Consider the following 20,615-nt stretch of genomic DNA (forward strand, 5'->3'; position numbering starts at 1 on the left):
GCAAAAAACCATTAAAAATCAGAGCTAGAGCACACTAAATTCCCGCTGATAAATCAAGATGAATAAAATCAATTAAAATTAATTAAATACAATAACTTACAAAATTAATGCCATTTATTTTTTAGAAGTTAAAAAGCACATTTTAGTTATAAAAAAAACTAAAAATGCATTTTACTTTTCAAAAAACATCAAGCGTAAAAAGGAATGATTTAATAACGGATAAGATCACATTATTAAATGCAAAACTCGACTAATCTTAAAATCAACAGTGATTAAAGCTTGTGATTAAACTGACTTTTACTACGAAGAACTTATATGTACATTTAAAATCACAATAAAATAACTCAAGTTTCTGAGCGAACTTAATAAAAATCAGCATGTGAAAATCACACGGGTAAAATAGCCAACTGTAAACACTATATTACCGCGACCACATTATTCTAAGGCATAATAAATGACAACTATGCTTCCAGAAATTGGACATATATTACTGATCATTAGTAGCGTATTGGCATTATTTTCTGCAGCACTGACCTTAATCGGTGTTAAGCAGAATAATGCCTATCTGGTGGGATTAAGCCCGACACTCTTTAGAGCCATATTTACCTCAGTATTTGCTTCACTTCTTTGCTTAATTTATTGCTTTATGACTGATGATTTTTCTGTTGCTTATGTCGCAAACCACTCGAATAGCCAATTAGCCTTGGGTTATAAAGTGGCCGCCGTTTGGGGTAGCCACGAAGGGTCAATGCTGTTTTGGATATTTGCGATTGCACTTTGGGGCGCGATCATCAGTTATCGCATAAAAATGGCGGATTGCACTCAAGATAAGGCCAGCGATAAATACCAAGACGCCCTGTATTTTGCGAGGCTGTTGGCCATTTTGGCATTAGTAATCCTTGGTTTTAACTTATTTTTACTCTTTACCTCTAATCCCTTTGCCCGTTTATTACCTAACATTCCGATTGAAGGGCGAGATCTTAACCCCATTTTGCAAGACATAGGACTCATACTGCATCCGCCCATGCTCTTTCTTGGTTATGTTGGCCTCACAGTTTGCTTTGCCGCAGCGTTAGCATCACTGCTCGGTGGTGGTTTTAATACTCGTCAAATTAACTATTTACGACCTTGGGTATTATTAGCGTGGGTGTTTCTAACGGGCGGCAATGCCTTTGGATCTTGGTGGGCCTATAACGAACTGGGTTGGGGTGGTTGGTGGTTTTGGGATCCGGTAGAAAACGCCTCCTTTATTCCTTGGCTTGTGGCAACAGCATTAGTACATTCCCTCATTCTCACTCAACGTACTCATGGCTTTAAACTCACGACTTTACTGCTGTGCTTATTGGCATTCTCACTCAGTTTACTCGGCAGCTTTTTGGTGCGTTCCGGCATAGTGCAATCGGTACATGCCTTTGCCGCCGATCCGACCCGTGGCATGTCAATCCTCTGCTTATTAGTGATTTTTGTTGGGGTTGCGTTACTCATTTTTGCACTCAAAGCCCATCATTTAAAACAGGATGTGACTTTCTCGCTTTTCAGTAAGGAAACGCTGTTACTGCTCGGGATCGTTATCTTAGTCGTAGCAGGGTTTTCCGTATTACTCGGTACATTTTACCCTTTGATCTATGAGCTACTCGATTTAGGTACACTTTCAGTGGGGGCCCCTTATTTCAACGCTATATTTGTCCCCCTCACTTTCTTGCTTGTCCTGTTAATGGGCATTGCGCCCTTAGTGCAATGGCAAATAGTGCAATGGCAAAATGCCTCAAAGACTCGTATCGCTTCCTTGCTCATTCCTAGCCTAGTGATATTAGCCGTCGCAGGCTGGGTAAGCTTACAGGCCGCCTCGGGCAGTAGCTTATTTTTACTCCTTGGCACTGCCGCAGCACTTTGGTTGCTAGTGTGTTTATTGCTCACGATATTGGCAGCCTCGGGATTAGGTAAACGAATATATGCCCGGCAATTAACCCAAAACCGCAATGAGCACGGCTTAAATCCTCCCGTTAAATCATCAAAACAAGGGTTTATAGCCATGCTATTCGCCCACTTTGGGGTGGCTATCACTATTATTGGTGCAACATCCGTCTCCTTTTTTGAACAGGAAGCCCTCCTCAGAATGGGCCCTGGCCAAGGTAAACCGTTGGCGGGTTATATCTTAGTGTATGAAAGCACAGAGAATGTTGAAACGAGCAGCTTTACCGCCATTCAGGCCAATATCAGTATCCGCGATGGTGCGAATGATGAAGTGATCCTCGGTTACGTTAGGCCGCAACGCCAAACCTTTAAAAGCAATGGGATGGAAATGTCCCACGCGGGTATCGATCATGGATTCTGGCGGGATATTTATGTGTCTATGGGGCTGCAATTAAGTGACAGCGAATACCTTATCCGCATCAGCTATAAACCCCTTGCGAGTTGGATCTGGCTGGGCGCCATATTAATGATGCTAGGTGGGGCGATTGCCGCTTGGCCTACTCGCCATTTTAGCTACCAAGCTGATTTAACAACCTTAGTTAACCTATCCCATCACAAGCCACAGGAGACGCTTGCCTAATGAATCCAATATTGCGCTTTTTAGTCTTACTGCTCCCTATCACCTTATGTGGGATAGGGATCCCATGCTTATCCGTCGCGCAAGCTCAGCCCATATCAAGCCTTTCCTACCAGCAACAGGCAATAGATATCAGTAAAGTGCTGCGTTGCCCTATGGCGACGAATCAGAGCCTATTTGAATCACAGGCGCCAATCGCCCACGAGCTCAAAGCACAAATATTCTCGATGCTGGAACAGGGGCAAAACCAAGATGAGATTATCGATTTTATGGTGCAACGCTATGGTCAAAAAATCCGTTATCAACCTGAATTTAAAGCCTCCACCTTCGCACTTTGGTTTGGGCCACTGCTGTTATTAGTGCTTGGTGTTGGGTTGTGTCTCGCATTGGTAACCCGTAGAAAAACACAAACGACTATTTAAAAGTAAAGGATAACCAGATGAAATTACAATATTTTCCCTTTGTTCTACTCGTGTGTTTGGGTCTGTTTTCTAATAACAGCCCAGCCCACTCACTAGACAATAAACTCTACAGTACGGGAGAGCCCCTCCCTAAGCCCCTTGTGATGACTGGTTTTATAGAAATGCAGCACGCACGCGGCGTACCAGAAGTTCCCTTTATTGATGAATCAGGACAAACCCAAACCCTAAAACAGCACCAAGGAAAATTGATTTTAGTTAATCTTTGGGCAACCTGGTGCGCCCCCTGTTTAAGGGAAATTCCAGAACTCCAAAAACTTAAGCAGCAGTATCAAGGGAAGAATATCGCCATCATTCCAATCTCTATCGATGAAGAATCTAAAGATGTACGCCCTTTTCTTAACCAACATGGCTTTAGCGGCTACGCCACTTGGCTTGACCCAGAGCAAAACATAGAACAAATCATTCCTGCGAATGTCGTACCCGCCAGTTATATTTTTGATGCTAAAGGTAATCTTGTCGGTTTTGTGCGGGGATATCTCGATTGGGCTGATAAAGACGTTGGCCCTTATCTTGATCAACTGATTGCAAAATACGGCCAATAATCACCAAGTAACACAGACTCACAATATATTTCTCCATTCGGTCATCCGCCAAAATTTACCGAAACCCGCTGCCGCCTATTTGGCTGCGGGTATTTTTATCTCTACCCCATCTTTGTATTCTGCGACGCATTTCTTTAAAATTGCCGCCAAACTCTTTATTTCAAGGCAAATCAGATGAAACTCACCCGCTTAACTCAACCTATTTATGACCACTTATATCGTGATATCAGTGAGTTTCGTAGCACCTTCGACTTGCCCGTTAATGATGTTGATTCTTTAGATGACAAGGCCGACACTTTACATACTTCACTGATTATTGAGGAGTTAACTGAACTTGCTGAAGCCGATAGCCGTATCGAACAGGCCGATGCCATCGTCGATTCTGTATACGTATTAATGGGCCGCCTAGTGCACTTAGGCGCGCAAGCAATGACGGATAGACTCGAAATCAGTTACCTGATTGACTTATTGCTTTGCGTGGCTCAAAACCGTGAAATCGACTTTATTAGCTGCTGGGATGAAGTGCATTCGAGCAATATGAGTAAAGTATGCCGTAACGAGCAAGAACTGGCCGAGACCATTGCCTTCTATGCCAAACAAGGTGTTGAAATTGTCGGTAGTCAGCAAGGTGATTTCATCATAGCGAAATGCGCTAAAGATGTGGAAATGGCAGGTAAAGTGGTGCGCCAAGGTAAGGTACTAAAATCGGTTTACTATCGCCCAGCGGATCTGACAACACTGGTTAAAGCCTAACCACGGCAAGCCTAGGATAGCACTTAACTAAGTGCGTCCTAGGATGTGTTGAACAAGGCTAAAACGGCAGAACTCAGTCCTATGTATCACTCTTACGATATTCTAAAATATCCCCAGGCTGGCACGACAGGTACTCACAAATACTCGCCAGCGTTTCAAAACGCACGCCTTTCACCTTGCCACGTTTTAGCAGGGATAAATTCGCTTCGGTAATGCCAACCGCCTTGGCAAGCTCCTTAGAACTCACCTTCCGTATCGCCATCATGACATCTAAATTAACGATAATGTCCAAAATTACACAAACTCTTTGTTTTCTGCCTCAAAATCTCGGGCAGCTTTAAGCAAATAAACAATCAGCAACATCAATAAAATCGTAGTGATATTGCCAAAATCGAGCGCCAAGTCGATACGGGTATCCTCAAAAAGCGACTTATGATAGTAACCTACGCCTAAGGTTTGCAGTATCTCTATCACTAAGGCGGCAACCTTAAGCCAAACCAACCACAAATAACAATGCATACTTTCGTCGCTAAAAAACAAGCCATCTTGATAGTAGGCTAATAATTTTTGCAGCCAATAAACACCCAGTAAAAACGTGATAAACAATGGACTTAACATTAACAGCAACAGGGTTTGACTCGCATCAGGCGATACCCATAGCGCTTGGAACAATCCATTATTCGATCCAAAACGTATCTCATCATGGACTAAGTAGCTATAACCCAGATACACCACCACAATCGTAGCGGCTAACAAAATCACCCACCGGAAAAATGCACTGATTTTTATTAACTTTTCTATGTTTTTATTCATCACTCAATCCTAAATTTAATCCAATCCCAGTGCTCTTTAACCTTGGCTAGTATACTCGTTCGGTAAAATATATTGCAAAGAAATATAATTTTATTGTTTTACGATAATTAATTTTCGTATTAACATGATGTCACTTCTAACAACTCAAGGTTACAACAATGCGATTATCCTCCTTCACAAGCCAGTTATGCAGTGCTGCTATTGCCGCTATGCTACTCGCAAGCTGTTCAGCCTCAACCACTGAGCAAAAAGCCAATACGGATAGGCTTAACAGCCAGCAAGCCCAAGTGCCGCTCATTCCCATCGAAGATTTTTTCAATGAGCAAAATATTCACCATTTAAAAATGTCCGCCGACGGTAAATGGTTAGCCTTCACAAAGGAATACCAAGGTGCGAGCAATATTTATGTAATGGCGGATAAAAGCGATCTTGCAAGTGCGACACTCTTAACGCAGTCCATTGAACCTATTAAAGAATTTGAATGGTCATCAAACAGTAACGAACTCTTTTTTATGAAAGATAAAGGGGGGAATGAAAACACCCAAATTTTTAAACTCAGCTTTGAAACTCCCCAAGGCAAAATAGCGCCAAAAGAGCAGCAACTCACGCACAATGACAAGGTGAAATACAGCGTCATGGAACAGCCTAAGGATAACCCTGAGCAGCTGGTTGTGATGGCGAACCACGATGAATCGAGTCGGATGGATATCTATTGGCTCAACACCCATGATGGCAAGCTAACGCCTATTTTTGAAAACCACTTAAACTTGGTGCAAATGAAGTTTAATAAACAAGGGCATCCCGTTATTGGCAGTAGCACTAATCTAGATAACAGCTATAGCCTCTACACACTCATTGATGGCACTTGGCGTAAAATAATCCACACAGCTAAGGGTGAAAGCATTGATATCTTAAAAGTAAACGATGCGAAAAAACTCGCTTATATCAGTGCCAACATCGGTGAGCGGGATAAACAACAACTGCTCAAAGTTGATCTTATGACGGGAAAATATGAAACCTTACATAAAGATCCTAAGGATGAAGCGGATGTTTATCAGGTATTGTTTAACGATGCTGGTGAACCTTTAGCCATTTCCTATTACGGCGGGCGCTTAAGAACCTATCCACTTGATACTGAGTTTGCTAAGCACTGGGATGTGATCAATAAGCATTTTAATCAAGATGTTGAAATAACCATTACCGAACGTAACGAGAAAAATAATCTCTGGCAGATCAACGTCGCGAGCGATAGGGCATCGAGCTTAGATTACCAATACAATGCCATTAATGGTGATATCCACTTACTCGCGGATATTCCTCCAAGTATACAACCAGAACTGCTATCACCAAGACAATCCCTAGTCTATACCGCAAGGGATGGTGTAAAAATTCAGGCTTATTTGACATTACCAAAGGGAAACCAGCGCAATTTACCCACCATCATTCTGCCCCATGGCGGCCCTTGGGCTCGGGACTACTGGGCGTTAGACTCTGGTTACTTCCATGCGATTGCTCAGTTCTATGCCAACCGTGGTTATGCCGTGTTACAGCCAAACTTTCGCGCATCGACAGGATTTGGCAAACACTTCCTCAACTTAGGCAATAACAATTGGGGCACTGGCAGTATGCAAGATGACCTGACTGATGGTGCAAATTACTTGGTCGAACAAGGGATTGCGGATAAAAATCGCTTGGGGATCTTTGGCGCATCTTACGGTGGTTATGCGGCTTTATCCGGCGCGACTTTTACCCCAGATCTTTACCAAGCTGTGATCGCCTATGTGGGGCCGTCAAGCTTAGTCACGTTAATGGCGTCTTTCCCCGATTACTGGCGCCCCTATTTAGGTCAATGGTTTGAATCAGTAGGAGACCCGTTAATTCCTGAACAAAAACAAGATATGGAGAACCGCTCCCCAATTAATTTTGTTGATAACATAAAAGCACCGCTGATGCTTATCCAAGGAGCGAATGATCCGCGAGTGACTCAAGTTGAATCAGATAATATTGCGAAAAAGATGTACCAAAAATCGTTACCCGTTGAATACTTACTCGCCAAAGATGAAGGTCATGGATTTATCAAACGTGCCAACAAGCTCGCCGCGATAATTGCGACTGAACGTTTCTTTGGTAAGTACTTAGGCGGAAAAGTGGATAATAATGTCAATCCAGCTTTGCTTGAACATCTTAATAGCTTAAATGTTGATATAGAAAAACTGTAACCTTAATAAAGCGTTAGAAGTGCAATACAGATTTTGCCAAGGAAGGCGAAATATCTTAACAGGCTAACGCGGTTAACTGTGGGCCAATAGACTAATCTATCAAGTATGACTACACCCCAAGAGATAAAAATGAATCCAGCAAAAGTCGTGCGTGCCGAGGTTAAGCAATTGACTGATTTACCCAATATTGGCAAAGCCTGTGCGGCGGATTTACGTTTGCTTGGCATAGATAAGCCTGAGCAGCTGTTAGATAGAAACCCCTACGAGCTGTATCAAACGCTGTGCGACAAAACGGGCCAGAGACACGACCCCTGTATGCTCGATGTGTTTATCTCCATCACCCGTTTTATGGCAGGTGAAGATCCTAAACCTTGGTGGTTTTACACCGATGAGCGCAAAAATACCTTAGAGAAATGAAGCTTTAGCGACTATTTATCCTCCTGTTTACCCATTATCGTTTCGGGCTCTTCCCTTAACCACTCACGCCAAATAGCCACCAGCAGGGCCATCAATACTGGACCAACAAACAAACCGACAAAACCCATGGTTTTTACGCCGCCGATCAAACCGAAAAAAGTCGGTAAGAAAGGCAATTTAATCGGCCCACCGACAAGATTAGGCCTTAAGGTTTTATCGACAATAAACAACTCTATGCTGCCCCAAAGAAACAAGCCGACCCCCGCCGTCATATCGCCAGTGCCGACAAGGTAGAGTGAAATCAAGGTAAACATGGTTGGCGCGCCGCCAGGAACCAAGGCCATAAAGGCGGTTAACACCCCAAAAGCCACGGCCGAAGGTACTCCCGCAATCCAATAGGCAATCCCCAGCACTATGCCCTCACCAATTGCGATAAGCGTCATACCTATCACGGTAGAACTGACTGTTGCAGGCACCACACGGGAAAAACTATGCCAGCGAGCAGGCAGCACTCGCTCACCCACGATATCCAACTGTTTAGCCACTTGCGGACCATCTTTATAGAGGAAAAACAAAGTGATCAGCATAAAAAGTAAGGTCAACAACAACCCTAAAGTATTCCAACCCAATTGCAGCACCCAACGGGAAATGCCACTCAAATTCTGGCCACTAATGGCACTGATAATTTGGCCTAATTCATGGGGTTCACCAATAAACTGCTGCCATTGCAGGGTTAACCATTCGCCCATCCAAGGCAAGTCTTTGATCCACAAGGGCACGGGCGAACCATGTTGGTTAGTGAACACCAACCAATCAACCCAAGTTCTAATCTCTTGTAACGCATAGGAAAATACAAACACCAGCGGAATAATCAGCCCGAGCACAATACAACACAGGGCAATGGTTGCCGCCAACGCCGAGCGACCACCGCATTTTGCCAATAGTTTTTGATAGAGAGGCCAACTTGAAAAACACACAATCAATGCAGCTAAGGCGGGCACTAAAAAATCGATAAAAAAGAATACGCCAGCACACAAGAGCAAAACCAACAAACTACGGCCAATAGCGGCATTACTGAAAATCGGCGTCATAGTGCTAAAACCCCCCACAATAAAATTCAACGATAAAATGGAAAACACTCTGCATTACCAGACAAGGTTAACGCTTAACCAACTCGTTCTACGAATCAGTTTATTGCGCAGTGCTTCCCATGGGCAATGACTTTAACACCGAATATTGAGCTGTGTATCTATTCAATCTTTGAAGACAAAAGGCCTTTAGATATCTATCAAAGGCCTAACATTTGGAATGAGCTTATTGAGCCGAAAGCTGCTCAACTACTTTCTCTGGCTGGCTAAAATCGGAAATACGCTGAATAACTTTACCATCCTTAACCCACAGTAAAGTAGGAATATTGCGGATTTTAAAATGATTAAATAACACACCTAATTCATCGATACTAAAATCGACTTGAGTTTGATAAAGCTGCTTAAAATCTTCGAGCGCTTTATTGTCTGTCCACAAGTGATTGACCACACCGTGCCACGATTTATTAGGCACTTTTTGCGCGAGATTATTTAAACCTTTTTGAACGGCAATACACTCTTTAGACATTTCTGGGCGGCTATCAGCCAAATACCAATCACACCATGTTGCGGTGAAAAAAAGTAAATGCTCACCTTGTTCCCAAGATTTCAGTAACTTAGCTGTTTGTTCGGCACTGGGTGCCTCCGTTGTCTGCGCAGTCAACTCTTGGCCATTCGCCAACATATCGATAAATTTATCTAAATTGGCATCAGACTCATGGCTAGTGTAAACCACATCACCAGCACGATTGATTAATACACTATAGGGTGTACCGACCAAACCTAAAGCCACACCCAGCTCGCCTTCATTATCCAACCACACGGGCATAGTGAGCCCGAAACGCGCGATAACGTCAGCAATCTTAGGCTCCTCTTCATTAATATTGATGTTCACCGCGACGATATTAATCTTGTCCTGATATTTCTTCTGCAGGGTTTCAAAATGCGGCATTTGCTCCATACAAGGTTGGCACCAGGTTGCCCAAAACTTTAGGTATATCGGCTTGTCACCCGCAACACTGGCTAAAGTCACTTGCTGCTGATCTGGATAGGTTTTAAGTGCGATATCTTGATAGGCTTTATTGCCCGCAAACGTAGCAAAACTCATAACGGCAAGGCACATAACAATGATTTTACGTAACAACATATTGCTTTCCTTAAATCTATAGAACACTCGCACCCACGACTATAGGGCTAGTGATTTGCAGCCATTTGTACAGAAAAACATAATTTAAAAGAAGCGGCAGTCTCACCAACAACCAACCTTTAAACGACGAGTATAAACTAACAAGCCGCTAATTTAGCTAGCCAAAATGTAAGCCTTGGTGAGCAACCAATGAGTATTTATAGCCTATGCAACAATCTCTTAAACCATCAAACCTAACGCCAATTGCCTCGTCAGCTCTGCGGCGGGAATAGCCTGACAGCCTGTTGCATTTTGGCCGCACCAAAGCGGGCTAAAATCACCGAATCCTTGTTGTTCAGCGGCGCTTCGCAGCCCTGCGACAGCACTTGAGGCGAGCGGAAAATCCGGGGCCGCATCATTGATGGGCCCAAGTTCTGTCATAAAACGGTTCACTATGCCACGGGCGGGTCGACCGGTGAATAAGTTAGTCAGTGCAGTGTGTTGCGCCGCCTCACTTTGCAGGGCGGCACGGTGAATATCACTGGTGGTGCATTCGGGACAGAGTAAGTATGCCGTCCCCACTTGCACCGCCGAAGCGCCCATCGCCATAGCAGCGCGCACTGTCTTTGCATCGACTATGCCACCCGCTGCAATAACAGGAATATCAACGGCGGCAATGATTTGCGGCAATAGACTAAAAGTGCCTAACTGCTCGGTTAAATCATCGGATAAAAAATGCCCCCTGTGACCTCCGGCCTCTAAACCCTGCGCAATAATGGCATCCGCACCACGCGCTTCTAGCCATAGTGCTTCTTCTACAGTTGTCGCTGTCGAAATGATTTTTGAACCCCAAGACTTTATCTCCAGCAACAAATCTTCATTCGGTAAGCCAAAATGAAAACTCACCACCTCAGGTTTAAATTTAGCTAACACTGCAGCCTGGGTGCTGGTATATGGCGCGCGTTGTGCCCCCACGGTTTGGCTATCAGGATTGACACCCAACTCAGAAAAATAAGGCGCGAGTTGATTAAGCCATGCGGCTTGTTTCGCTGCTTGCGGTTCAGGTTCATAATGACAAAAGAAGTTTACATTGATGGGCTTAGCCGTCTGGGTGCGAATATGTGTCAAGGCGGTATCTAAGGCTTCGAGGGATAACATGGCGCAGGGCAAAGATCCCAACGCCCCCGCTTGCGACACAGCTATAGCTAAGGCACTGCCCTGAACACCCGCCATCGGCGCTTGAATAATCGGTAATTCGATTCCAAATAATCGGGTTAACTGGCACGGCATACATCACCTCCTTTGACTTGTTATCACTTGATGCTCAATCCTGATATGGCCCCACGGTTAAACGCTGGGAGATCCACCACAGATTGCCCACGGGATCCCGCACTCCACCTTGGCGATCGCCATAGGGCATATTCGCCACTTCCATCACTAATTCACCCGCAGCGAAGAGTGCCTGAGCCACCGTTTTATCGGCATTTTCCACATATAAATAATAGGATGCGGGCATAGGCGGAAAAGCTTCACTCGCCTCACTCAACATAAATAAACAGTCGCCGATTTGCATCTGTGCATTAGCTATTTTGCCATCAGCCCGACGGGAAATATGTAGCGCTTTAGCATCAAAGGCTTGCTGTAAAAAAACCACTAAACTATCGGCATCAGCGATCATCATATACGGGCTAACCCGTGCAAATCCTGACGGAATAAACATAACGATTCCTTGTTACCTAAGCATGAAATTGATCATAAAAAACCACTATAAGCCAATGACTATAGACTAAGCACTATGGCAAAAACCAGCTGTGGCAATTAAGCCTTTAGCGTGAAATGTAAACTTAAGCATTCAGTGAACAAGTCAAAGCGTAAAGCCTGCTAATGTAAGACGACCCTACAATTTCAACCACTCTGCAGCCCATCATAAAAGTGCCATAACACTTCATGACACTGGTTATTAAGAATAAATCAGCTTTATTTAGCATCGACTTAGCAACTATGGATCATTCATCTATGCTTAATCTATTGTTAACTTAACATGATGATCCTATGCACTTTACTGCATTCTTCGCTTACTCCCTCAGGATTTGCCTCACCTTAATCCTCTATATTTTCGCCTTTGCAGTGCAGGCAACTTGGTATCCCGCCGATGTGATTGCTGATGGCAAAAAAACGGCATACACACCACTCACTCAAGCCCAAAAAGCATGGCGGATCTGCGCCTTACTTCCCCATGGTAAAGACCAATATTGGTGGGGTGTCGCCTTTGGGTTATCGCAGGAAGCCGAACGCCAAGGTGTAACTCTCGGCATTTATGATGCTGGAGGATATGACAATATTGAGCAACAAAAACAACAACTCTATGCTTGCCAAGCCCTCAAAGCTCAAGCCTATATTATTGCTGCGAATACGGCTGATGGACTGATTGCGGATATCGAACAACTCTCTGCTGCGGGCATTCCTGTTATTGATTTAGTGAATGGTATCGCGACCGACAAACTCACGAGTCGCTCCTTAGTCAGCTTTGAAGATATGTCTGCGGCAGCGATTGAGTATATTGCATCGCAGCAACGAGACCCTGTCGATAAAGCGCCTGCGAAACTTAAAGTTGCTTGGTTTCCAGGGCCTAAGGACGCCTCTTGGGTTATGGCAGCAGAACAAGGATTTAGGCGGGCGGCAGCCAAACAAGAGTTCGACACAATTGAAGGAGGGTTTGGCACTACGGAGTTATTTATTCAAGCTGATTTAGTGCGAAAAGTGCTTACTAAACAAAGTGTAGATTATGTGATCGCCAATGCAGTTGCCGCCACTTTCGCGGCGCGCTATTTAGACGGGCGTAGGAATAAAACGGGAAAGGTCATCGCGTTCTACTCGAATGCACAGACCATAGAATTAGTGCAGAAAAAACAGTTACTCGCGACGGTCAGCGACTCACCAGTATTGCAGGCTCGGATTGCCATCGATCTCGCAATACGCGCACTCGAAGGTGCGCCTTATCCCCACAAAGTGAGCCCAGTTATCAAGGTTATCTCCCAAGACAACATCCACCAGATTGATTTAAAACAAATATTAGCGCCACAGAATCAGTGGATGATCCATCAGGATCTTCCACAACAAAAATGATGCTCACTAAACTAAATAATCGGCGCCCAGCCCAACAAATAATGCGAGTCCCGCCCAATTGTTATTGAGAAACGCTTTAAAACAAGGGGCTCGTTCGCGATCAAAGATCAGCATTTGCTGGTAAGTACTAAAGCCGACAAAAGTCAGTAAACCTAGGCCATAGAGTAAACCACGATCGGCGCTCCAACCGGCGGCGATAAAACAAGCCAGCGCAGCAAGCTGAAATAGCCCTATGATTTGGCGGTCATATTTACCGAACAAAATTGCAGTGGATTTAATGCCCACCTTTAAATCATCATCCCTATCGACCATGGCATACATGGTATCGTAGGCGACAGTCCAAAACCAATTGGCCGCAAATAACCACCAAGCCTCGATGGGTACTTCACCCGTCTGCGCGGCGTAAGCCATAGGGATAGACCAACTCCACACCACGCCTAGAAACATCTGCGGCATATTGGTGATGCGTTTAGTGAAGGGATAAATGATCGTGAGGATAATACCAACAACGGATAATTTAACCACTAATCCATTGAGTAATAAGACTAAACCAAAAGCAGACAAACCTAAAACGACGAACAGTATCAAGGCTTCTTTAGTGCTGATTTCACCACTGGCCAGCGGCCGAGATTTAGTACGTTCCACAAAAGAGTCGAGATCGCGATCGGCATAGTCGTTAATAATGCAGCCACAGGCACGCATGATCACCACGCCAATAATAAAGATGATCAATACCTTAAGATCGGGCATACCACCCGCCGCTAACATCAACGCCATCAAGCATGGCCACATCAACAATAGCGTACCTATGGGACGGTCGATTCGAGTAAGACGGGAATACACATCCCACTTCTGCTTTAAATTCATTAACTAGGTACTCCCAATACCCTCAAGTTTCCACTCGGTTTCTGGATTAGCATCATATACCCATGCTTCTCCCGATGCGAATTTACGCCCTGAAATCGTGTCATAAAAAGCTGACATTTATCGCGTTCAGGGCTGGCATTAAAGCGCCTCTAACCGAGCGTAAGCCACCACTAACCACTTGCTGCCAAAGTCAGTAAAGCTCACTTGTACTCGCCCTTGGGCACCGCTGCCCTCAAAGTTGGTCACTTTACCTTCACCAAATTTAGGGTGATTGACTCGTTGGCCGACGTTAAAGCCCGTATCGTTTGTGGCAGCCGATTTTTGTGCGCTGAAACGATTATTCGCCATCGGCGTTGAAACCTGCGCCTTAAGACGGATTTCATCCACATATTGCGGCGGGATCTCTTTGATAAAACGCGACGGCCGAGCGTAATCTTCGCGGCCATAAATGCGCCGCGATTCCGCATAGGTTATGTAGAGTTTTTCCATGGCGCGGGTCATGCCCACATAGCAGAGACGGCGTTCTTCATCGAGTCTATCGCCCTCTTCGAGCGCCATTTTACTCGGGAAAATCCCTTCTTCGACACCCGCCATAAACACCATAGTGAACTCTAACCCTTTGGCAGAATGCAGCGTCATTAGCTGCACCGCATCGGTAAAGGCATCGGCTTGGCCCTCGCCCGCTTCGAGCGCCGCGTGGGATAGGAAACCGTTAAGTTCGCCCATCTCCTCCAGCTCTTCTGGTAGCTCAAAAGTACGCGCCGCCGTGACGAGTTCTTCTAAGTTTTCGATTCTAGCGTGGGCTTTTTCACCCTTTTCGGCTTCATACATTGCCTTAAGGCCCGACGCTTGGATCACTGTATCGGCCATGCGATACAGCACCATATCTTGAGTGTCTTCACGCATCGTCATGATTAAGTCCATGAAACCACGCACAGAATTTGCTGCGCGACCCGCGAGCACTTTCTCGTCGAGCAAACGCACACTCGCCTGCCACAAGGTTAACTCATGCTGGCGCGCCGTGGAGCGCAAAATATCCAAAGTGCGATCGCCAATACCACGGGGCGGCGTATTCACCACACGCTCGAACGCCGCATCGTCGTCTTTGTTATTAATCAGCCGCAGGTAACCCATAGCATCTTTAATTTCTTGGCGTTCGAAGAAGCGTAAACCGCCGTAGATGCGATAAGCTAAGCCTTTGTGTAACAAGGCTTCTTCCAATACCCGCGATTGAGCGTTAGAACGATATAAAATCGCACAATCACTGAGGTTGCCGCCCTTTTCGTGCCAATCATTAATTCGACCGACGATAAAGCGCGCCTCGTCCATTTCATTAAAGGCGCAATAGAGCGAAATCGGATCTCCATCGGCTTCATCCGTCCACAACTCTTTGCCCATACGTTCTGGGTTATTGGCGATTAAGGCGTTGGACGCTTTAAGAATATTGCCCTTAGAACGATAGTTTTGCTCGAGGCGAATCGTGGTCGCACTCGGGAAATCTTTTAAGAATCTATGTAGGTTTTCAACCTGAGCACCACGCCAGCCGTAAATCGATTGGTCGTCATCACCCACTATCATCACATTGGCAGTTTGACCGGCAAGCACGCGGATCCACGCATATTGGATCGCGTTGGTATCTTGGAACTCGTCCACCAAAATATGCTTGAATCTGTCTTGATAATGGGCCAATAAGTGCGGTTTATTGAGCCATAACTCATGGGCACGTAATAGGATTTCGGCAAAATCGACTAAACCAGCGCGGTCGCAAGACTCTTGATAAACCTGATAGATTTTTAACAGATTTTGCTCAAGCGGAAAACCGCCCGCATCGATATGTTTAGGGCGTAATCCTTGGTCTTTTTTACCATTGATATAACCCTGAGCTTGGCGTGGAGGATATTGTTTCTCATCCAAATTAAGGCTTTTTAGAATACGTTTGATCAAGCGTACTTGATCGTCAGAATCGAGGATTTGGAAGCTTTGCGGTAAACCCGCATCTTGGAAGTGAGTGCGTAACAAACGATGCGCCAAACCGTGGAAAGTGCCAATCCACATGCGGCCCATATTGGTGCCAGCGACTTTTTCAACTCGCTCGCGCATCTCGGCCGCAGCTTTATTGGTAAATGTCACCGCAAGAATCGAGTAAGGACTCTGCTGTTCAACCTGCATCAGCCACGCAATGCGGTGGGTCAACACCCGAGTTTTACCACTGCCCGCGCCCGCCAACACTAACATGCTAGATTGCGGTGCCGCGACAGCCTCGCGCTGCTTGTCATTCAGGCCGTCTAGTAAAGAAGATACGTCCATTCTCGCCTCCAAAAAATCGAGGGGGCATTATAACAGAAGAAAACCCGCCTGCGCGCTTGATCCACTAGACAAGGGCCACAAGACGAATGACAAGTTGCCGCATCTTGCTTTGCGCTTGTGTTGTAATGACGACATTGATTAAGCACTATCCAGCTTTTAGGTAACAGCAGCCCATTAGATCTTTGTTTAGGGTAGGTATTAAAGAAGGGTAAGGCTGTATTAATTATTCATAAAGAGGGTGTTCATCATTCTGTTTCAGCGATTAAGCACTGTCATTCCAGTGACACGCCATTAACTCATCCCTGAGGGCTCGACGACGGCATCCATGCCGTCAACGGTCACTTCCATGACAGTGCTTAATCCTATTAACCTTTGCGTAACTGCCAGCCAGCAAAGATCAAAGGCGAAAAGTGACCCCCTCTTATCTTTATTCCCGCTTTTATAACTAAATCATAGCGGATTGCGATAACAAGACTGGGGCGGCAATCTCAACAGACATATCTATTGAAGCTTGGATTCCAAAAGTAACCAATATAGTTGCTATTATGGAAAACATGCCTATCCAATCTTTAATTTGTAAACATTAAGCGTCTTGATTAAGGCTAATTGAGTTTTTTGACATTGTTTTTTATTACCTCTAAGTCCTTTTCGGTCATTTCATGAAAAAAATCACTTTTTTTATCCATTTCAGAACAGCTTATTGTTGTTGTGGCCGGATTTTCAAAGTCGCCAGTTATCTGAGTTGATAACGATAGTGTTCCTGTACAAGCAGAAACAATTGAGCTTATATGTTGCTGCAGTAATTTTGCTTGCTCGGCTTTCTTGTTTGCAAGTTCTTCACTGCAACCAGTAATAGCAATTGTTAGAGGGATGGCTGTTAACAGAATGAACATACACGGTTTCATAATATTCCTTGTACTGCGACTTTGACTTTAATGCCTAAGGGGAGTTTTCCCCGTACTTATAGTTAAACCCAAACAAAGATACGAGTAGGTTTAAACTTTTAGGGCAAAATTAATATATGACAGTAAGTTATCACTGCTATCGCATCACGTTCAATACATTGTTACACCAAGAAAGCGAGAAGATGTTTACCGTTTCTATCTTTGGCTCACTAAATTTTGGCGGTATAAAATCAAATCATTATTTACCGACTATGAAGCATGGTGAAACAGGAGATCCACAACTCTTTATTGCTGTTAATGGTAATCAGATAACTCAACAATCAAAGGAATACGCCATACCCTCGGAGTTGCCGCAGGGCGAAATGACAAATTGCGTGAGTCTCGCCATGGATGGCGAGCTAGCTTTCGCAGGTGCAGGGACGCATCCTTCGGAAGCGATAGCAAATTTGGCAATGAGCCCAAGGGGCTTTCAACTCCGTTGGGGGCGTCATGGAGCATCCAAGGAGGATAGGACGAGCAGTCCTCCTTGGTCGGGTGTGGGGTGAAGCCCCACGACTTTGACTTTGATTAAATAATTCAAACAAGAGTTGGGACTGTAACAGGAGTAGCTGTGCTTAACACGACTACCTGAAATAGATAGTAATGTATCGAAACTCAACCCCCCCCTTCTCGGTGAGAATAACTTTAGGTAGCGGCGGATCGCGGTTAGAATACTCACCCTGTTTTTCTTGGTTACTTTTTCGGAAACAATAATGTCCCATTCAGCGCTTAATTCTTTTGATGATTTTTACCAGCTTTTGGCTGACAGCTTGGCGAAGAATAGTCTGATCAAACTATTGTTGAGTAAGTACCGAGGGGCAGATAAAAGCCTGCAGCGCATTACGATTCGGCCGATCAGTTTGCAGAATGAACCTGTGCTGTCGTTTGTGTACCAACACCAGACAAATCACATCACTAAAAACCTGAGTTATGACGAAGGCTTAGCCAGCATAAAACAGTTACTCGGTAGCGATTTTAAGAGCGCGCACTTAGCCACGGCAGAGGCAGAAGTTCAGCTTGAGATCAGCAAAAAAGGCAAAGTCCAAATCAGCACACATAACGTTAAACAAACCGTAGCTGCGCCGTTAGAACATGACCGTGAGAAAAAGCGTTTTGTGGATATCGAACGGCCTTTCCTGACCAAGCTAGGTGTGACGGACAGCCAACATAATCTTATCCCTGCGATGTCGCGTAAATGGAAGCAAATCAATAAATTTATTGAGGTTTTCAGCCAAGCACTGGAAGCCTCACCCCACAAGAATGACCAACCGATCAATGTGGTCGATTTTGGTTCAGGTAAAGGTTATCTCACCTTTGCAATCCATGATTACCTGCGCCACAGCCTTCACAACGATGCGCAAGTGACTGGGGTGGAATTACGCCAAGCCTTGGCCGATTTATGTAATGAAACAGCGGCAACGCTGGACCATCAAGGATTATCATTTGTCTGCGGCGATGTAAGAACCCATGCGCCTAAGCAAACCGATGTGATGATCGCGCTGCACGCCTGCGATATCGCCACTGACTATGCGATTCATTATGGTATTCGCGCCAATGCCGACATCATCATGTGTTCGCCTTGCTGCCATAAACAAATTCGCCCACAGATGCACAGCCCAGAATTGTTCAAACCTATGCTGCAATATGGAGTGCACATGGGCCAACAGGCTGAAATGGTGACGGATTCATTACGTGCGCTATTTTTGGAAGCCAATGGTTATGCGACTAAGGTGTTTGAATTTATCAGCCTAGAACATACCAATAAAAATAAGATGATTTTGGCCGTTAAAAAGCCACAACACAATCAGAAAGACAGCGCCGCAATCCTCGCGCAAATTGCTGACATTAAAGCCTATTACGGTATCAAGGAACACTGCTTAGAAACCTTACTCGCGCAAACCCAAGCCGATTAACGGCCGGCGGTTTACTGGCAAAGCATTAAAACTTTGCGCTCATGACAACCCCGTTGAAATTGAGGCAATCTTTAATTCTTTGCTGCTGAACCGCGCTAAGGGTGTCGATATCGTGGAAGGCAAACTCTGAATGTTCGTGGCTTAAGTGGATCGGCAATGGCTCACCTTCTGCCACATTTTTTGCCACCTCAGATCCATCAGGCCCCTCAGGCAATAGCAGTTCACAACGAAAAATAAAGGCTTGGGATTGATAGGCGCTGTGATAATACACGCCGCTCAAATAGTTAACCTGCACACTTAAGCCTAATTCCTCTTGGCATTCGCGCACCAAGGCCTCGTGAATCGTTTCACCGGGCTCAAGTGCGCCACCGGGCAAACCCCAAGCAAAATTACCATAATTGGCCTTAAGCAACAGCACTTGTCCCTGCGCATTAGTGATAACCGCGTGGCTGCTCAATCTAAAGGTATCGTTAAAGGCCACTCAGTTATCCTTGCATTTCTGTTCGGTACGTATTTGAGATATCAGACTAAATCACTTCGCCGCAAAAGTATTACAACTGGCGAGATTACCCGAATCAAACCCTGTCTTAAACCATTTCACCCGCTGCGCCGAACTGCCATGGGTAAAAGCATCAGGCTGTACGGCGCGACCCGCCATCTTTTGCAGACGATCGTCACCCACAGCACTGGCGGCGGCAATACCTTCCGCTAAATCGCCCGCTTCAAGTAAGTTAAGTTGTTGATTGACATAATGCCCCCAAATACCCGCGTAGCAATCAGCCTGCAATTCAAGTGCGACACTCAATTGATTCGCTTGCACTTTACTGCCAGATTGCTGGGCTTGGCGCACCTTAGTGCTAGTGCCAAGCAGGTTTTGCACATGGTGGCCTACTTCGTGGGCAATCACATAGGCAAAGGCAAAATCGCCGGGCGCGCCTAAGGTTTTAAGCTCATCAAGAAAGCTAAGATCGATATACACCTTGCTATCGGCCGGACAATAAAAAGGCCCAGACTGCGCCTGTCCCATACCGCAGCCAGTGGAGGTCATATTGCGATAAAGCACTAACTTAGGCTCTCGATATTGCCCTTTGAGTAACTGGCCCCAAACGGTTTCTGTGGTGCCTAAAATGGCCGCCACAAACTGGGCATTTTCATCCTGTACCGCGGTCGTTGAGCTAGATTGGGATTGGCTAAGATGAGATTGAGCGTTCGGGTCGAGTGACAGACCACCGGTAAAATACTGAAAAGCAATATAAATGCCGCCGATGAGTAACACCACACGACCAAGTTTAGTTCTCAGCAAAAAGGGCAAGAACCTGAGTAACAAGGCACTCGGCACACCCGCAGATGCCATTTGCTGGCCGCGTCTGTCTTCGATATTGGAGCTTCTATCAGTGTCACGCCAGCGCATCGCATTCCTTCACTCTGTAGTTAAAACTTTCATTAAACCGCTATTAAAGTCGCTTAGAT

20 protein-coding genes are annotated in these 20,615 nt (G+C 45.2%); 9 read left to right on the forward strand and 11 right to left on the reverse strand.

The annotated features are described in order from the left end of the window. Positions 1-454 precede the first annotated feature (454 nt). The 4 genes from L5M40_RS20900 to L5M40_RS20915 all read left to right on the forward strand — a co-directional run bounded on the left by L5M40_RS20900 (position 455) and on the right by L5M40_RS20915 (position 4,328). Positions 455-2,554: a heme lyase CcmF/NrfE family subunit gene (locus tag L5M40_RS20900; protein ID WP_263257169.1), complete on the forward strand. Its 2,100-nt coding sequence runs from the start codon at positions 455-457 to the stop codon at positions 2,552-2,554. Further along, a complete protein-coding gene (locus tag L5M40_RS20905) occupies positions 2,554-2,973 on the forward strand; it encodes a cytochrome c-type biogenesis protein CcmH (protein WP_028761784.1) in 420 nt (139 codons plus the stop codon). The genes L5M40_RS20900 and L5M40_RS20905 overlap by 1 nt, the downstream gene beginning before the upstream one ends. A 17-nt stretch (positions 2,974-2,990) precedes the next feature. Further along, complete coding sequence (locus tag L5M40_RS20910; protein WP_263257170.1) at positions 2,991-3,575, forward strand: TlpA family protein disulfide reductase; 585 nt, start codon at positions 2,991-2,993, stop codon at positions 3,573-3,575. A 174-nt stretch (positions 3,576-3,749) separates the two neighbouring features. Next, positions 3,750-4,328, forward strand: coding sequence for a nucleoside triphosphate pyrophosphohydrolase family protein (locus L5M40_RS20915; protein WP_105250355.1), 579 nt, complete (start codon positions 3,750-3,752; stop codon positions 4,326-4,328). Positions 4,329-4,407: 79 nt separating this feature from the next. Here L5M40_RS20915 and L5M40_RS20920 read toward each other — a convergent pair whose 3' ends face one another. Further along, positions 4,408-4,620, reverse strand: a complete 213-nt coding sequence (locus tag L5M40_RS20920) for a helix-turn-helix domain-containing protein (RefSeq protein ID WP_263257171.1) — start codon at positions 4,618-4,620, stop codon at positions 4,408-4,410. A gap of 2 nt (positions 4,621-4,622) precedes the next feature. Next, positions 4,623-5,141, reverse strand: coding sequence for a DUF2975 domain-containing protein (locus L5M40_RS20925; protein ID WP_063883683.1), 519 nt, complete (start codon positions 5,139-5,141; stop codon positions 4,623-4,625). 158 nt (positions 5,142-5,299) lie between these two features. Here L5M40_RS20925 and L5M40_RS20930 point away from each other — a divergent pair, with 158 nt between their 5' ends. Next, complete coding sequence (locus L5M40_RS20930; protein WP_263257172.1) at positions 5,300-7,360, forward strand: S9 family peptidase; 2,061 nt, start codon at positions 5,300-5,302, stop codon at positions 7,358-7,360. Positions 7,361-7,489: 129 nt separating this feature from the next. Continuing rightward, positions 7,490-7,777, forward strand: a complete 288-nt coding sequence (locus tag L5M40_RS20935; protein ID WP_168827746.1) for a helix-hairpin-helix domain-containing protein — start codon at positions 7,490-7,492, stop codon at positions 7,775-7,777. Positions 7,778-7,788: 11 nt separating this feature from the next. On the opposite strand, the gene L5M40_RS20940 is transcribed toward L5M40_RS20935, so the two are convergent. The 4 genes from L5M40_RS20940 to L5M40_RS20955 form a co-directional block, all read right to left on the reverse strand. Beyond that, positions 7,789-8,868 (reverse strand): AI-2E family transporter, encoded by a 1,080-nt coding sequence (locus tag L5M40_RS20940; RefSeq protein WP_168827747.1) that lies wholly within the window; start codon positions 8,866-8,868, stop codon positions 7,789-7,791. Positions 8,869-9,091: 223 nt separating this feature from the next. Continuing rightward, complete coding sequence (locus L5M40_RS20945; RefSeq protein ID WP_263257173.1) at positions 9,092-10,009, reverse strand: TlpA family protein disulfide reductase; 918 nt, start codon at positions 10,007-10,009, stop codon at positions 9,092-9,094. 219 nt (positions 10,010-10,228) lie between these two features. Continuing rightward, a complete protein-coding gene (locus L5M40_RS20950; RefSeq protein WP_263257174.1) occupies positions 10,229-11,278 on the reverse strand; it encodes an NAD(P)H-dependent flavin oxidoreductase in 1,050 nt (349 codons plus the stop codon). A gap of 34 nt (positions 11,279-11,312) precedes the next feature. Continuing rightward, the gene (locus L5M40_RS20955; protein ID WP_263257175.1) at positions 11,313-11,708 is read right to left on the reverse strand and encodes a VOC family protein; all 396 of its coding nucleotides are present in this window, start codon (positions 11,706-11,708) and stop codon (positions 11,313-11,315) included. Positions 11,709-12,040: 332 nt separating this feature from the next. Here L5M40_RS20955 and torT point away from each other — a divergent pair, with 332 nt between their 5' ends. Then, positions 12,041-13,114: a TMAO reductase system periplasmic protein TorT gene (gene torT, locus L5M40_RS20960; RefSeq protein ID WP_263257177.1), complete on the forward strand. Its 1,074-nt coding sequence runs from the start codon at positions 12,041-12,043 to the stop codon at positions 13,112-13,114. 6 nt (positions 13,115-13,120) lie between these two features. Here torT and ubiA read toward each other — a convergent pair whose 3' ends face one another. The 3 genes from ubiA to L5M40_RS20975 form a co-directional block, all read right to left on the reverse strand. Continuing rightward, positions 13,121-13,981, reverse strand: coding sequence for a 4-hydroxybenzoate octaprenyltransferase (gene ubiA, locus L5M40_RS20965; protein ID WP_168827752.1), 861 nt, complete (start codon positions 13,979-13,981; stop codon positions 13,121-13,123). Between the two features lie 138 nt (positions 13,982-14,119). Beyond that, positions 14,120-16,288: a DNA helicase II gene (uvrD, locus tag L5M40_RS20970; RefSeq protein WP_263257178.1), complete on the reverse strand. Its 2,169-nt coding sequence runs from the start codon at positions 16,286-16,288 to the stop codon at positions 14,120-14,122. 602 nt (positions 16,289-16,890) lie between these two features. Continuing rightward, on the reverse strand, positions 16,891-17,193 hold the full coding sequence (locus L5M40_RS20975; protein WP_263257180.1) for a hypothetical protein: 303 nt from the start codon (positions 17,191-17,193) through the stop codon (positions 16,891-16,893). Between the two features lie 116 nt (positions 17,194-17,309). Between L5M40_RS20975 and L5M40_RS20980 the strand changes: the two genes are divergently transcribed. Next, a complete protein-coding gene (locus L5M40_RS20980) occupies positions 17,310-17,738 on the forward strand; it encodes a hypothetical protein (protein WP_263257181.1) in 429 nt (142 codons plus the stop codon). Between the two features lie 207 nt (positions 17,739-17,945). Then, the gene (locus L5M40_RS20985; RefSeq protein WP_263257182.1) at positions 17,946-19,145 is read left to right on the forward strand and encodes a class I SAM-dependent methyltransferase; all 1,200 of its coding nucleotides are present in this window, start codon (positions 17,946-17,948) and stop codon (positions 19,143-19,145) included. A 25-nt stretch (positions 19,146-19,170) separates the two neighbouring features. On the opposite strand, the gene L5M40_RS20990 is transcribed toward L5M40_RS20985, so the two are convergent. Both L5M40_RS20990 and L5M40_RS20995 read right to left on the reverse strand, forming a co-directional pair. Next, positions 19,171-19,626, reverse strand: coding sequence for an NUDIX hydrolase (locus L5M40_RS20990; protein WP_263257184.1), 456 nt, complete (start codon positions 19,624-19,626; stop codon positions 19,171-19,173). 51 nt (positions 19,627-19,677) lie between these two features. Next, positions 19,678-20,556 carry a neutral zinc metallopeptidase gene (locus L5M40_RS20995; RefSeq protein WP_263257185.1) on the reverse strand — a complete coding sequence of 293 codons (879 nt, stop codon included), beginning with the start codon at positions 20,554-20,556 and terminating at the stop codon, positions 19,678-19,680. Between the last annotated feature and the right edge of the window lie 59 nt (positions 20,557-20,615).

It is taken from the genome of Shewanella sp. SM68, from assembly GCF_025653925.1.
Lineage (GTDB): Bacteria > Pseudomonadota > Gammaproteobacteria > Enterobacterales > Shewanellaceae > Shewanella > Shewanella oncorhynchi.